This is a genomic window from Thermodesulfobacterium commune DSM 2178, assembly GCF_000734015.1.
In the GTDB taxonomy this organism is placed as follows: Bacteria; Desulfobacterota; Thermodesulfobacteria; order Thermodesulfobacteriales; family Thermodesulfobacteriaceae; genus Thermodesulfobacterium; species Thermodesulfobacterium commune.
Window position 1 is genome coordinate 1388404 of record NZ_CP008796.1, and the last position, 13973, is coordinate 1402376.

13 protein-coding genes are annotated in these 13973 nt (G+C 37.9%); 4 read left to right on the forward strand and 9 right to left on the reverse strand.

Features of this window, described 5'->3' with window-relative positions; translation table 11 throughout:
* The first annotated feature begins 89 nt into the window (after positions 1-89).
* Genes HL41_RS07090 through HL41_RS07100 form a run of 3 tightly spaced genes read left to right on the forward strand, consistent with a single transcriptional unit; the run spans position 90 to position 3901 of the window.
* Complete coding sequence (locus HL41_RS07090; protein ID WP_038062237.1) at positions 90-953, forward strand: respiratory nitrate reductase subunit gamma; 864 nt, start codon at positions 90-92, stop codon at positions 951-953.
* 28 nt (positions 954-981) lie between these two features.
* Positions 982-2631 (forward strand): (Fe-S)-binding protein, encoded by a 1650-nt coding sequence (locus HL41_RS07095; protein WP_081856501.1) that lies wholly within the window; start codon positions 982-984, stop codon positions 2629-2631.
* 46 nt (positions 2632-2677) lie between these two features.
* Positions 2678-3901 carry a methyl-accepting chemotaxis protein gene (locus HL41_RS07100; protein WP_038062240.1) on the forward strand — a complete coding sequence of 408 codons (1224 nt, stop codon included), beginning with the start codon at positions 2678-2680 and terminating at the stop codon, positions 3899-3901.
* A 2-nt stretch (positions 3902-3903) separates the two neighbouring features.
* On the opposite strand, the gene HL41_RS07105 is transcribed toward HL41_RS07100, so the two are convergent.
* The 8 genes from HL41_RS07105 to cysS are packed head-to-tail and all read right to left on the reverse strand — an operon-like array spanning position 3904 to position 12099.
* Complete coding sequence (locus tag HL41_RS07105) at positions 3904-4587, reverse strand: ubiquinone/menaquinone biosynthesis methyltransferase (protein ID WP_038062243.1); 684 nt, start codon at positions 4585-4587, stop codon at positions 3904-3906.
* 9 nt (positions 4588-4596) lie between these two features.
* Complete coding sequence (locus HL41_RS07110; protein WP_038062246.1) at positions 4597-5427, reverse strand: menaquinone biosynthetic enzyme MqnA/MqnD family protein; 831 nt, start codon at positions 5425-5427, stop codon at positions 4597-4599.
* Entirely contained in the window at positions 5420-6646 is a 1227-nt protein-coding gene (locus HL41_RS07115; RefSeq protein ID WP_038062249.1) for an amidohydrolase family protein, read from the reverse strand. The genes HL41_RS07110 and HL41_RS07115 overlap by 8 nt, the downstream gene beginning before the upstream one ends.
* A 2-nt stretch (positions 6647-6648) precedes the next feature.
* Positions 6649-7710 (reverse strand): cyclic dehypoxanthinyl futalosine synthase, encoded by a 1062-nt coding sequence (mqnC, locus tag HL41_RS07120; protein WP_038062252.1) that lies wholly within the window; start codon positions 7708-7710, stop codon positions 6649-6651.
* On the reverse strand, positions 7707-8222 hold the full coding sequence (locus HL41_RS07125) for a cob(I)yrinic acid a,c-diamide adenosyltransferase (RefSeq protein WP_051754572.1): 516 nt from the start codon (positions 8220-8222) through the stop codon (positions 7707-7709). Before HL41_RS07125 ends, mqnC begins: the two co-directional genes overlap by 4 nt.
* Before the next feature lie 8 nt (positions 8223-8230).
* Positions 8231-9118, reverse strand: a complete 888-nt coding sequence (locus tag HL41_RS07130; protein WP_051754573.1) for a DMT family transporter — start codon at positions 9116-9118, stop codon at positions 8231-8233.
* 12 nt (positions 9119-9130) lie between these two features.
* Positions 9131-9781, reverse strand: coding sequence for an endonuclease III domain-containing protein (locus HL41_RS07135; RefSeq protein WP_200870700.1), 651 nt, complete (start codon positions 9779-9781; stop codon positions 9131-9133).
* Positions 9778-12099, reverse strand: a complete 2322-nt coding sequence (gene cysS / locus HL41_RS07140; RefSeq protein ID WP_038062255.1) for a cysteine--tRNA ligase — start codon at positions 12097-12099, stop codon at positions 9778-9780. Before cysS ends, HL41_RS07135 begins: the two co-directional genes overlap by 4 nt.
* A 60-nt stretch (positions 12100-12159) precedes the next feature.
* Here cysS and HL41_RS07145 point away from each other — a divergent pair, with 60 nt between their 5' ends.
* Positions 12160-13017, forward strand: coding sequence for a L,D-transpeptidase family protein (locus tag HL41_RS07145; protein ID WP_158506237.1), 858 nt, complete (start codon positions 12160-12162; stop codon positions 13015-13017).
* Positions 13018-13034: 17 nt separating this feature from the next.
* Here the strand turns inward: HL41_RS07145 and lpxC are convergent, their stop codons facing one another.
* Positions 13035-13928 carry a UDP-3-O-acyl-N-acetylglucosamine deacetylase gene (lpxC, locus tag HL41_RS07150; protein ID WP_051754575.1) on the reverse strand — a complete coding sequence of 298 codons (894 nt, stop codon included), beginning with the start codon at positions 13926-13928 and terminating at the stop codon, positions 13035-13037.
* Between the last annotated feature and the right edge of the window lie 45 nt (positions 13929-13973).

Sequence of the window (13973 nt, forward strand, 5' to 3'; positions counted from 1 at the left end):
GGCAAGTTTTTATGTTTGCTTTATTATGTATTTATAATTTACCTTGGTAGTATTTATAGAAAAGAAAATTCTATACTAAGGAGGGATATATGGGGATGGTAGTTTTTACCTATGTAGCTTTTTTGGTTTGTGTAGTGGGAATAGCTTATAGATTTTATCTGTTTTATAAACTTCCCATAAACATCAGATGGGAGGTTTATCCAGTACCTCATGAACCAGGAGAAAAGAAAAAATACGGAGGTTCTTACTTAGAGGAGTTTGCTTGGTATGAAAGGAAACTTGAAAAAGACCATGTTGGAGAATGGGTTGAACCTTTAAAGGAGATTCTGTGGCTTGAGAGGGTTAAAACCTATAATCGTTATGGGCTGTGGATTTGGTCTTTTTGTCTGCACTGGGGTTTATGGTTGATGTTTTTGTTTGTGATTTTAATGCTAATAAACACAAAGATTTCTATACCTTTAGGGTTGATAAAAACTGTAGGAATTTTAGGATATGGGATGGGAAGCTTAGGTGTTTTAGGACTGTTGGTCAAACGTACTATCCATCCAACCCTTAAACTTTACACCAGTCCGATAGATCGGGTTAACCTTTTACTTTTGTTGGCTTTATTTGTTACAGGCTTTTTGATGGTTGTTTCAGACGATGGGTTAAAACACGCCTTTTTTTACTTTAATGCTATTCTCTTTTTTGCTCCACAAGAAACTAAATTTGAAGGTATAGCTTTCTGGCATTTCTTTATATTTAATATATTTATACTATATCTTCCTTTTTCCAAATTTTTTCATGGTCCAGCCAAGTATCTTACTTACCACAAAATTTTATGGGATGACATGCCCCAGTCTAAAGGAAGTAAGATAGAAAAACTTATAGAAAGACAACTGGGCTACCAGGTAGGATGGTCTGGCCCTCATGTAAAACCTGAAAAAACCTGGCTTGAAAACGCACAAAACTAAATCGATAAAACCAAAAAAGGAGGTTAACATGAGCCTTTGCAACTTTATAAGACAAGAGTTAGAAGAGAAAAACGAAGAAAGTAAGGTATGTTTTAAAGAACTTTCTAAACCTGGGAAGGAACCTCTGTTCAAATTAGAAGAAAAAGAAATGTTACAAATTCCTGGCATAGAAGAAGTTAAAGATCAAACCCCAGAAAACTGGTATCAAACCTATAATCTAAGTTTAGACGGCTACAGCATGTTTCCTCAACCAGATCCTATCTCTCAAGAGGAAAAAGCAGAAATAGTAAAGAGGTTTTTACACGGCCTTAAAAAGTTGCTTAGCCCAAAGTCTAACTGGACGTTTATAAGACCTCTTAAGCTTTCTTTAGAAAATTGTGTAAGGTGTAACACCTGTGCTGATGCTTGTCATCTATACTTAGCAAGTGGCCGTAAAGAGGTCTACCGTCCTAACTTCAGGTCAGAAATATTAAGAAAGATCTACGAAAAACATTTTACTTTAACCGGCAAGCTGAATGCCTTGTTAGGAGAAGAAATAGACATTACTTATGATCTCATAAGAAGGCTTTTTGAATTAGCTTATAGGTGTACTCTTTGTAGAAGGTGTGTTCTTTATTGCCCTATAGGAGTAGACAATGGGCTCATAGCAAGAGAGCTTAGGAAACTTTTTAGTCAAGAATTAGGGTGGGCTCCTCCTGAGGTTCATCAAAAGGGAACAAGGCTTCATCTAAAGGCTGGTTCTTCAACTGGGATGAACCCTCAAGGTATTAAAGATACTATATCCTTTTTGGAAGAGGAAATAGCAGAAAAAACCGGCAAAAAAATCAAAATTCCTGTAGATAAAAAAGGGGCAGAGTATCTTTTTATACACAATGCTGGGGAGTACATTTCCTGGCCAGACCACATGGAGGCCTTTTTTATCTTATTTGATGCCGCAGGTATTAACTATACCATAAGCAGTGAACCCTTGGGGTATGATGGAGTTAACTACGGTGCCTGGTATGACGATGTGGAACTGGCAAGAATTGCGGTAAATCATCTAAAGATAGCACATTCTTTAGGGGTAAAAAAGATCCTGGTTGGTGAATGTGGCCATGCACATAAGGTTTTCTGCGTAATACTGGATCGATTACTTCCTGCAAGTTCGCCTTTAGCTGAAATAAAAAGAGAAAGCTGCCTTCCTTTAGTTTGGGAAATAGTTAAAAGTGGAAAACTTAAACTTGACCCTTCTCGCAACGACTTTTACTTTACTCTACATGACTCCTGCAACATAGTAAGACTTATGGGAATTGTAAAGCCTCAGAGAGAGGTTTTAAACAGGATAGTTCCTCCAGGACGGTTTAGAGAGATGAACCCCAATGGGGTTAAAAACTATTGCTGTGGAGGAGGAAGTGGGTTTGCTATCATGGGAAGTTTAAACTTTCCAACCTTTCGCAAAAAAGTAGGCATCAAAGTCAAACTTTGCCAGATAATGGAAACCTTTCAAGATGTCCTTAAAGAAGATAAAATAAAACTGGTAGTAGCAACCTGCTCTAACTGCAAGGGAACCATAAGGGAGATGGAGCATACTTATCACCTATTTGAAAAGTATAAAATAACCCATTGCGGACTGGTAGACCTGGTAGTAAATGCCATGGTAGACATACCCCCATTTTTAAATTTTGAAGAAATGTTGTAAAATCTTATAATGTAAGACTATTTAAAAATTTCCGAAGGGGGATTAGATGGAAGAAAAAACTAAAATCAAAACTAAACTTTGGAACTTAACAATTTTTCACATTTTTATCTTGTTTTTGCTTAACTTGAGTTTTTTATACCTATCTTGGAAAGTACAACCTGGTATCAAAGAAAAAGGTCTCAAAGATTTTTTAACCTACGGAACGATTATTTTATCCCTTTTTTCTTTTATAGCAGTTCTGGTTGAGCTAGTCTGGAGCTGGAGGGTTATAGACAACATAGGGAAAAGTGCCCAAGAACTCAAAAGGGTGTTGGCTACCCTTCATAAAGGAGATTTTACGGTTGACATAAAGGTATACGGTAACGATGAGCTTGGGGTAGCCTCTCAGCTTCTACATGAGATCATACTTAAAAGAAGAAAATTTTTTTCTCAGGCTAAGGATATTTCAGAAAATCTCTTTAGTTATTCTACAACCATATCTAAGGTCTCAACAGAGCTAACAGAAAACCTAAGGTTTTTAACCGAAAAATCAGCTCAGATGACTATGTTTGCCAACCATATTTCTGAAGCCCTGTCTAACATCGTTCAAAATCTATCCCAAATACGAGATTTTAGCAGTGAAACCTCTGATAGGTCTAAAGAGGGGATGGAGTTTTCCTCTTATCTCTCAAAAGAAATAAAAGGGCTCAAAGACATCTTTGAGAGGTTGGGAGTGGTGGTTAACGACCTAAGAAAAAGTTCAGACCATATAGGTTCTATCGTGATGTTGATAAAAGACATCGCTGAACAGACCAACCTGTTAGCCCTTAATGCAACTATCGAGGCAGCAAGGGCTGGAGAACATGGTAAAGGTTTTGCTGTTGTGGCTGAAGAAGTAAGAAAATTAGCTGATAATACCACCAAAGCTACAGATAAAATCGAAGAGGTTATAAAAGAAATACAAGCCAAAGTCTTTTCAGTAGAAGATTCCCTAAAAGGCTCTATAGAAAAGGTTAATAAAGGAGCAGAAATGGCTCAACAAACTGAAAACATGTTAAAAGACATCTATGAAAAGACCCAAGAATTAAAGGAAAAGATAAACTTTATTGCTTCCTCAAGTGAAGACATCTCTGTGAACATCGAAAACATCTCTAAAGACCTCAATGAAATAGCAGAAAGAGTAAAGGCCCTTTATACAGCTCAAGAAAACACAAGCCTGGTAGCCTCTCAAGTGCTAAAAGAAAGTGAAACCTTAAAAGAAGCTGTGGGGCTACATAAAGCTAAAAATTAGGTTTACTTCACAGCCTGATATAAGGTTACTATACCAAAGGTTAAAGGACTATAGGTTACCTCTGAAAAACCTGAGGTTAAGAGCATTTCTCTTATAGCCTCAGGAGACGGGAAAGCCTTTATAGAATCGGCTAAATACATATAAGCCTCTTTGTCTCCGGTTAAAGCCCCTCCTAAAAGGGGCATATAATAACTCAGGTAAAAATCATAAAATCTTTGCACTAAAAAATTTTTAGGCCAAGAAAATTCAAGGATAATTAGCTTTCCTCCTGGTTTTAAAACCCTAAAAAACTCTTTTATAGCTTTTTCCTTGTTAGGTAGATTCCTTAACCCAAAGGCTATGCTAATCCCCCCAAAATGGTCGTTCTTGAAAGGTAGTTCCTCTGCATCTCCACAAACAGGATAAATGTAGGTATCTTTTATTCTGGAGCTACCAAAGGCAAGCATCTCAAAGCTAAAGTCTAAGGCAAAGGTTTTAGCTAAATTACTCTTTCGATAGACCTCTAAGGTTAGGGTAAAAGGTCCACAACAAAGGTCAAGCAGAGGAGGAGAGGCTTCAGCTAACAATAAAGCAACTTTACGTCTCCATAATCTGTCTTGACCTAAACTTCCTATAAGGTTTACCAGGTCATACCTTCGAACTATCCGGTCAAACTTGTTTTTAACAAAGTTTTTTTCAACCTTCATTTTTCACCCTTATCCTATGGGGAAAAAGTTGAGCTCAGGCATATAAGATATAAGTTTTTTCTTGTATAAAATCTCGCAAAAATATAGATATGCCCTTTGTTTTAACCCTGAAAAATCATACTCTAAATGGGTTAGATAGTTGTATACAAAATCCTTAGGGAGATGAAGATGGGAATGGGTTACCACCTCTTTTAAGTTCGAAAAAGCTTTAGCCCTGGCAGAATACAGATTTAAACAAAAATCAGCCAGTGCTTGTTTAAAGGATATAAACTCCTTTTTTAGAATAAACAAAGCAAAAACAAACGGAAAATGCGTATATTTTAACCACAGTTCTGCAAGGTCAGTGATATCATACCTCTCATCTTTCTTATGCTGAAGGATTAAAGCCTCATCTCCTATAGCTAAATAGCCCTTTAATTCTTCTCTCTCTTGGTCTGAAAGAGCTCCCCAATTTTTAGAAAGTTCTACATACTTAGGTTTTACCCCTATAAACTCTTCAAGTAAAACCCTTAAAAGCCAAAAAGAACTTTCGGTCTCTGGGGTTATCCCTACGGGTTGCCCGTCAAGGTCTTGAAGGTCCTCTTTATGATAAAGCACTACACTTTTTACCTCTCCTACAGCACTTATCGATAGGTCTGGTAAAAGGTAAAATTCTTGAGGATTTTTAGCATAGACTATACTTGAACTTAAGCTTGCACACAAAACATTCTGTCTAAGAAGTTGATTAAGCTTCTTAGGAACCTCTAACATAAGTTCTATTCTTTGATTTTCCTTAGGAAGGTAAAAAAGTAAGGGGAGTGTGTTTATGTAAAGAGGAATCCCTATTTTTAGTTTATCCATAAATCCTATACTTAACCTCCTTGTTAGAGTTGATAAGAGATACCATCGTCTCCTGAGGGTCATCTATCAGGTAATCTAAAACCTCAACCACAAGAAGGTTAGGTAAGTATCCAGGGGCAATTGCGCCAAGGTTTTCATATCCCAGAATTTTGGCTCCGGTTAAAGTAGCCATCTGAAGAAGGATTTCAGGAGATACTTCAGGAAAGGCTGAATAAAGGGTCTTCAACTCTTCCCAGATAGATAATGAGGTGTTACTAGCTAAACTATCTGTTCCTATACCTATCTCAAGACCTGACTTTAACAATAAAGGCAAGTTAGGAAGGCCTACCCCTGTAAAAAGATTACTTCTTGGACAAACACAAACCTTAGGTTTATAGGTTTTAAGAACCTCTAAGTCTTCTTCGTCTAATTGGACAACATGGACTAACAAAGTTTTTTCATCAAGAAGGTTTAAACTGGCTAAGTATTTTACCGGGCTTATCCCAGGAGGAGAAAAGCTTTCGTTCCATTGGTTTCTTTCCTCTAACAAGTGTTTTACTGGACCATCGCCAGTCTTTAAAAACTCTACCTCTTCTTTAAACTCTGCACAATGGATACAAAAAACCTGATTTCTTTTTCTGGTGTAGGCTTTTATTGCCTGAAGAAGTAAAGGAGAAACAGTATAAGGGGCGTGAGCTGAATAGGTTAACTTAAACCTTGAGTCCAAATCTTGCTTATCAAGAGGTTGCAGCTTAACCCCTCCTTTAAAATTTATAATTTCTCGAAACACATAACCATATAAAGGGCTTCCTTTAAGAAGGTCTAAAGTAAGCCCTGAATTTGTGACCTCTCCAACAAGCCCTATCCCCTCTTTCCATAACTCTGAAATCCCCAATTTTGCGCCTTCTTTTAACTCTATCAGAGTAGTTTCTTCCTTTAGTTTAATTACCTGTTTTACCCAGGTTATAAAATTTTCTGAAGGTTTGATCCTAAACCTAAAACTGGAGAGCTCAAGATGGGTATGAAGATTGGTTAAACAAGGAAGGATCACCGCTTCTTCAAAATCTATCAGCTTGGCTCCTACCGTTTCTTTAGACAGGGTTGAAAACTCCCCAACCCTAACAATCCTCCCTTCTCTAATCTCTACGGCCCCGTCTAAAATAGGGGGCAAGGCTACAGGAACCACCCATTTAGCCCGAAGTAAAAAATGATGGTAAGGAAGGACTTGAATTTCTTTCATGCTTATTCTAAAAGGGTATAATCCATCCTTCTTCTTTTAGGAATATAGCCTGCAGATGAGATATGATGTCTGATTTCTTCTTCACTCATCCTATGAGAAACCCCGGCAGCAGCTACCACGTTTTCTTCTATCATGGTGGAACCAAAATCATTACCCCCAAATTCAAGAGCAATTTGAGCGATATGAGGCCCTTGAGTAACCCAAGAAACCTGGATGTTTTTAACGTTATCAAGCACTATACGAGAGATAGCTAACACCTTTAAATAATAGGCAGACCCTGCCTTTATCAGGTGGTTTAACCCTGTATTTTTAGGCTGAAAAGTCCAGGGAATAAACGCGGTAAAACCTCCTGTTTTGTCTTGAAGGGATCGTATCTTCAAAAGATGGTCTATAATCTCCTCCTGGGTCTCGATATGTCCAAACATCATGGTCGCGGTGGTTTTAAGTCCAAGGTTATGAGCCACCTCCATCACCTTTAACCATTCCTCTGTGGTAGCCTTGTTCGGAGAGATAAGGCGTCTTACCCTATCTGAAAGAATCTCTGCCCCACCCCCAGGAATAGAATCAAGTCCTGCTTTGATTAACCTTTCCAAAACCTCTTCTATAGACAACCCAAATCGTTTACTGAAAAACACTATCTCAGGAGGAGAAAAACCATGAACATGCACTTGAGGAAAGTTGGTTTTTATAAAACGCAGCATGTCTTCATAAAAAGAAAAAGGTAGGTCAGGATGAAGCCCTCCTTGCAAAAGAATTTGATACCCACCTAAGCTTAAGGTTTCTTCTATCTTTTTCCCCAACTCTTCAAAAGAAAGCACATACCCATCTTTTGAGCCTGGAGGTTTATAATAGGCACAAAACTTACATCCTGAAACACATACATTGGTATAGTTGATGTTTCTATCAACCACATAGGTAACCACCCGTTCAGGGTTAAGTCTAAACCTAACCTCTCGGGCTAACCATCCAATTTCTTGAAGAGGGAATTTAAAAAGTTCTAAAGCCTCTTCTTTATTTAGTCTGATGCCTTCTATTACCTTTCTTACTACCGCATCCTTTATCATCTTTCTATCCCTATTCTATCCCTAATCCCTTGATCATAGTAATGTTTAATCTTTTTCATTTCAGTCACCAGGTGGGCAAATTCAATAAGACTTCTTGGAGCATCTCTCCCGGTAATGACTATTTCCACCTCTTCTGGCTTATCCCTCAAGACCTGCAAAATCTCTTTTTCTTCAACCAAACCCCAGTTAAGAGCAAACGTAAACTCATCTAAAACAATTATATTATACTCTTTAGAAAAAACCAGTCTTTTAGCTTCTTCCCAGCCTTTTTGGATAATTTCTTTTAGCTCAGAAGTTACTTCTGACACAAAACCTTTCCCCCCAAACTGCTGATAATACAAATTATCGAAAGTCTTGAGAATCTTTACTTCAGAGGAGGTTCCATCCTTAAAAAACTGAAGAAAAGCTACCTTTAATCCAGCTCCTAAAGCTCTTATACTTAAACCCACAGCCGCGGTGGTCTTCCCTTTTCCATCTCCTGTATAGACCTGCACATACCCTCGGTCAATCATTTTCCCTCCTACTTAAAAAACATTATCAGACAAACCCCTGTTAACATCAAACCTGCTGCTACCAGCCTTAATCCAAAATAAGATTCCTTAAAAAAGAAATAACCTAAAACCACCGAAAAAAGGATGCTTGTTCTTTTAAGGGCTATCATATAAGCAGTTTCAAGCTGACTTAAGGCTATCATATGACAATAACACATGAGAGCCTGAGTAAGGCCTACCAAAAATATGCCTTTGATTTGGGTTTTTAGAAAAGAGCCTACCTCTATTTGATAAAAAACCTTAACTACAAGTCCTGCAGAAATCCCAAGCAAGGTAAAATAAAAAGAAGAAAACCACAAAGGGTCTGTCAGAAGAAGGCCCTTTTTCCCAAGCACAGACGTGATAGAATATATAAGAGCTACTTGTAGTAAAAGAAAGCTTCCCTTTTCCTTTTTGATGGCTTTTATAGGCTCTAACCACCCTAATCTGGCAGAAGGAAAATTGATCACATAGCTACCAGCTACCACCAGTAAAATCCCCATAGCACCTTCCAAAGATACCCTTTCTCCAAGCAAAAAATATCCTGTAAGGATGATAAAAACCGGGGTAAAAGAAAGAAAAGGTACAGAAACAGAAAGGGGAGAAACCTTTATTCCTTTCATATAAAGAAAGGTAGCTAAAGTTTCTAAACCAAGCAAAATACCTACTACCACCATAAACTGAGGGGAAAAATATCCTACCCCTACACCTTTAAAAAAGGTAAGATACAAAAAAAGAGGCAAAAGGAAAGGTAAACTTCCTACAGTCCTTGCAAAAACCATATAAGAAGTTCCTTTATCAGAAAAATATTTCTTATTTAAAGCATCGCTTAAAGCTACCAAGAACCCGGCAAGGAGAGCAAAGATAAATCCTATCATAAAGTGCCCAACTTAAAGCCCTTTCAGAGGGCAGGGATCACATAAAGGGGAGTTCTTTTTGCAAAAGTTTTTTCCACAGGCTACCAAAAGCGCATGGTACTCATTAAAAAGCTGTGGGTCTGGAGGGAGATTTTCCATAAAAAGGGTTTGAATTTCGTCATAGGTAGTTTCTTCAGGAATAAGAAAATGTCGGTTTAAGATCCTATAGGTATAGGTGTCAACCACAAAGATAGGAAGGTTGCCTCCATATAAAAGAATGCTGTCTACCGTCTCTTTGCCTAAACCTTTTATGTTCAAAAGCTCTGACCTTAAGTGTGAAAGAGGCTTTTTAAACATAAGAGCAAGGTCGCCTTGATAGTTTATCATCAAAAATTCTACAAAGGCTTTAAGCCTTTTAGCTTTTAAGTTGTAAAAACCGCTTGGTTTGATAAGTTCAGCCAATTCCTCTACAGGAAGCTGATAAAGGGCCGGAGGACTAAGCAGCCCTTTTTGTTTTAGGTTGCTAATGGCTTTTTCTACGTTTTTCCAAGAAGCGTTCTGGGTAAGAATAGCTCCCACACAAACTTCAAAAGGGGTCTCAGCAGGCCACCAGTTTTGAGGCCCAAAAAACTCAAAAAGCCGCTGATAAATCTCTTGTAATACCTCTGGTATCTTTCTGGTCATACCTCTAAACTTACCACCTCCGTACCCCAGGGAAGGTCAAATACCCAAAATCCCTTAGCAAGTAATTTTTCTCTTATCTGGTCTGCTTCTGCAAAATTTCCTTCTTTTCTGGCTTCATCTCTTAACCGCACCAACCTAAGTACTTCCTCATCCATCACTTTTTTAGGAAACCTTAAAACCTTTAACACCTTGTTAAGAGTTTGAAGATTTTCAAACACCTTTTCTTTAAACTCAACACTAATACCTTGCTTTAGATAGGGATAGAGTTTTTTCAAAAAAGAGATAAGTTCTGAGATAACCATAGGGGTGTTTAAATCCTCTTTTAAGGCCTTTTCCCAACTTTGGCCAAAATTTTCTAAAATAGACCAAGTAGAGGGATCTTCTTTGTCCTTTCTTGCAGAAGCCTCTACCAAACAAAGATGCTGGTCAATCTTTTGCAGTATTTTTGCACTTTCCTCAAGTCCTTTCCAACTAAAATTAAAGGGATTTCGGTAATGGGTTCTTAAGAAGTAAAACCTTAGTTCTCTTCCGTTAAATCCTTTTGCCTTAATGTCTTCGACAGTAATCCTATTTTCTGAAGAAAGCTTTTTCCCCTGATAAAAAACTATCCCGGTGTGAAGCCAGTAACGAGCAACTTCCTTTCCTGTAATTGCCTTTAAAACCGCCCTGGTGTTTTCATGATGAGGGAAAAGAAGGTCTATTCCACTTGTAAAGAAATCTATCTCCTCTCCTAAATATTTGAGGATTAAAGCAGCACAGTGGATATGCCAGGTAGGTCTGACTTTACCGATGTGTGTGTCTACAAAATATCCTTCTTTTAACTCAAGAATATGCACTCTTTTAAGTAAGGCAAAGTCAAAGGGTTCTTCTTTATCATATTCTTCAACGTCTATGGTCGCTCCAGGTTTTAAACGAGAAAGATCAACCTTAGAAAGCTTCCCGTAATCCTCAAGCCTGGAAATATCAAAATAAACACTCCCATATTTTACGTAAGCTTTATCTTTCTCAACCACCTTGAAAGCCAGGTCAGCCATTTCTGAAAGATGTTGGCTTACTTTAGGATAAAGGTCTGCCTTGCTAAGGTTTAAAAACTCAACGTCTTGATAAAACTCCTCCTCTACTTTTCTGGTTATCTCCTGTAAGAGTTTTTTTTCTTCTAAAGCTCTTTTTATGGTCTTATCATCAAAATCGGTAAGATTAATCAGATGTTTCACTTGATAACCTTTAATCCTCAAATACTCTTTTAGCACGTCTGCGGTAATAAGTCTTCTATAAAGTCCGATGTGAGGACGAAGATTTAAAGTAGGACCGCAGGTATATATCCTAATCTCAGAAGAACTTAGAGGAAAAAAGGGTTCTCTTTTTTCAGAAAGGGTATTAAAAACGATAAGATTTGTCTCTTCTCTTTTTTTGTCTTTTACCTCAAAAGACCAAAGAGGGGTAGAAAGATAACGCTCTCCCCCATCTGGGAAAATAACCACTATCAAACCTTGGTCTAAAGTTTCTGCCAGCTTTAAAGCTCCTGCCAAAGCTGCCCCTGAACTTATTCCGACAAAGATTCCTTCTTCCCGAGCAAGCCATCTTGCCCAGTAAAAAGCCTCTTCATCTTCTACGTTGATTACTCTCTCAAGGAGTTTTTTATTATAAATACTCGGAGGATAAGACTCTTTCATGTTCTTTAAGCCTTGGATTTTATGCTTTGGATAAGGTTCGATCCCTACTACTTTAAAAGGTAGATTGTGGTCTTTGGCAAATCGAGCTATTCCCATGGCTGTTCCTGTAGTTCCAAGACCACATACCACATGGGTGACCTTGCCTTCAGTGTCTCTCCAGATCTCTGGGCCTGTAGTATGATAGTGACTTTTCCAGTTAGCCTCGTTGTTAAACTGGTCTGGGCAAAAATATTTGTCAGGGTCTTTCCTCAAAAGTTCATATACTGCCTCCATAGCTCCGTCAGTACCTTTTTCTGCGGGAGTAAGAAGGATCTGAGCCCCAAAGGCCTGCATGATTTTTCTTCTTTCTATAGAGGCTGATTCAGACATAGCAATCATACATCTGTACCCTTTAACCGCGCAAACTAAAGAAAGGCCTATTCCTGTGTTTCCGCTTGATGCCTCTATGACTATCTTATCTTTAGTAAGAAGTCCTTTTTTCTCTGCATCTTCTATCATAAAAAGGGCAGGACGATCCTTAATAGATCCTCCTGGGTTTTGACTTTCGATTTTTCCCCAAATTTCCACCGAAGGCTTGACTTTTAGCTTGGATAGTTTAATTATTGGGGTATTACCTATTTTTTGCAAAACATTATGAAAGCGCATAAATTTTTCCCCTCAACATTAATTTTTTTATTTTACCTCTTATTATCATCTTTCCAAGCTTTGGCCGCCTCTCTTTTACAGTCTATCCCTATAATTCCTGACAAACATATTTATCTTAAAAATCAGACCTATACCATAAAGGAAGGTGACACCTTAGTTGATTTAGCGGTGACCTTTGAAGTAGGATATCAACATCTGGTACTCGCAAACCCTGGGGTTGACCCTTGGCTTCCTAAAACCAACCAGACCATAATCATTCCTTATCAGGTCTTAGTCCCTCAAGAATTTATTCTCAAATCTCAAGAACCTTACATCTTAGTAAACCTTCCAGAGATGCGACTATATTTTTTTAATCCACCTTTTATGTTCATAGCTCCCATAGGTATTGGAGACGAGGGAAAACTCCCTCCTTTAGACATCTACTTTATCAAAAGAAAAAAAGAAAAACCATACTGGTATCCTCCTCCCTCTATCAAAGCTGAGGACCCAGATCTTCCTGATGTAGTACCTCCTGGACCTGAAAACCCCATGGGAGAATACGCCCTTTATTTATCAAAAGGACTTTATGCCATCCACGGAACCAACAAAATCTACAGCATCGGTCGAAGAAGCACCCATGGGTGCATTAGGATGTATCCTCAACATATCAAATTCTTATACGAAACCGTACCTATAGGTACCAAAGTTTTTATAGTTTATGAACCTTATAAAATCGCCGTAGAAAAAAACAAAATCTATCTTCAAGCCTTTCCTGACATAGAAAATAAAATCAAAAACCCTCTGGTTTATATCTTAAAAAAGCTAGACCAACTCTTAGGTGAAAAAGACTACAAGATAGACCTTTTAAAACTTGAAAAACAGTTTGAAAACCCTGACGGACTTGTCCATCAAATAGGAGAGGTTAAAATCTCTAAGTAGCTTAATCTGTAGTACAACTAAAATCTCTTTCTTTTAGAAACCAACAAAAAAGTTAAAGCCCTCTCCTCTATCTCTTCTACCAGACCAGAGGCATAAAGACTTTTTAAAGCTTCTATGTGTAACCTGTGGTGAGAAGAGATTGCCTCTACCTCAGCGACCAAACATCCTCCTAAACCAAACAAATCTCCTACAAGGTCAAGTACCTTATGTCTCACAAACTCGTCTTGACTTCTCAGCCCTTCTGGATTTAGTACCTTTTCTCTATCAAGAATGATAGCCGTTGAAAGATCTCCCCCTTTTAAGATGCCTTTCTTGATTCGCTCTAACAAAATGTCTTTAAAACCAAAAGTCCTAGCAAAACAAACCTCTCTGATATAATTGTTAGGATTGATTTCCAGTGAAATTTCTTGGTTTCCTATCACAGGATGGTCAAAAGAAATAGACGCTTTAATCTTCAAGGTGTCCGAAGGTTTAAACACGATAGTTCCATGCCCGTTTTTATAACTAAAAGTCTTTTTTATTCTAAACTTCTTTTTAGGATAGAACAGATATTGGTATCCCTTCTTTTGGATTTGTCTTACCCAAGGATAGGCTGAACCGTCTAAAAGAGGAACCTCCTCCCCATATACCCTGATAATGGCGTTATCTATCTGTAATCCGTGTAAGGCAGATAAAAGATGTTCCACTAAATAGATAATATGAGTTCCATCGGTAATCGCTGTAGCACCCTCAAGACCAAATATATTCTCTACTTTTAATGGAATCTCTGGTTTTTCAGGTAAATCTTCTCTGACAAAAATAATTCCTGTATCTATCCCTGCAGGTTCTATTTCCACCTTTATGGTCTTTCCTGTAAAAATACCCTGACCTTCTAAACTAACCTTTCCTGATAAGGTCTTTTGATATTGCATTAAACCTCCCCAAACTTAAGATACCTAAATATTTTCTAACAAAAA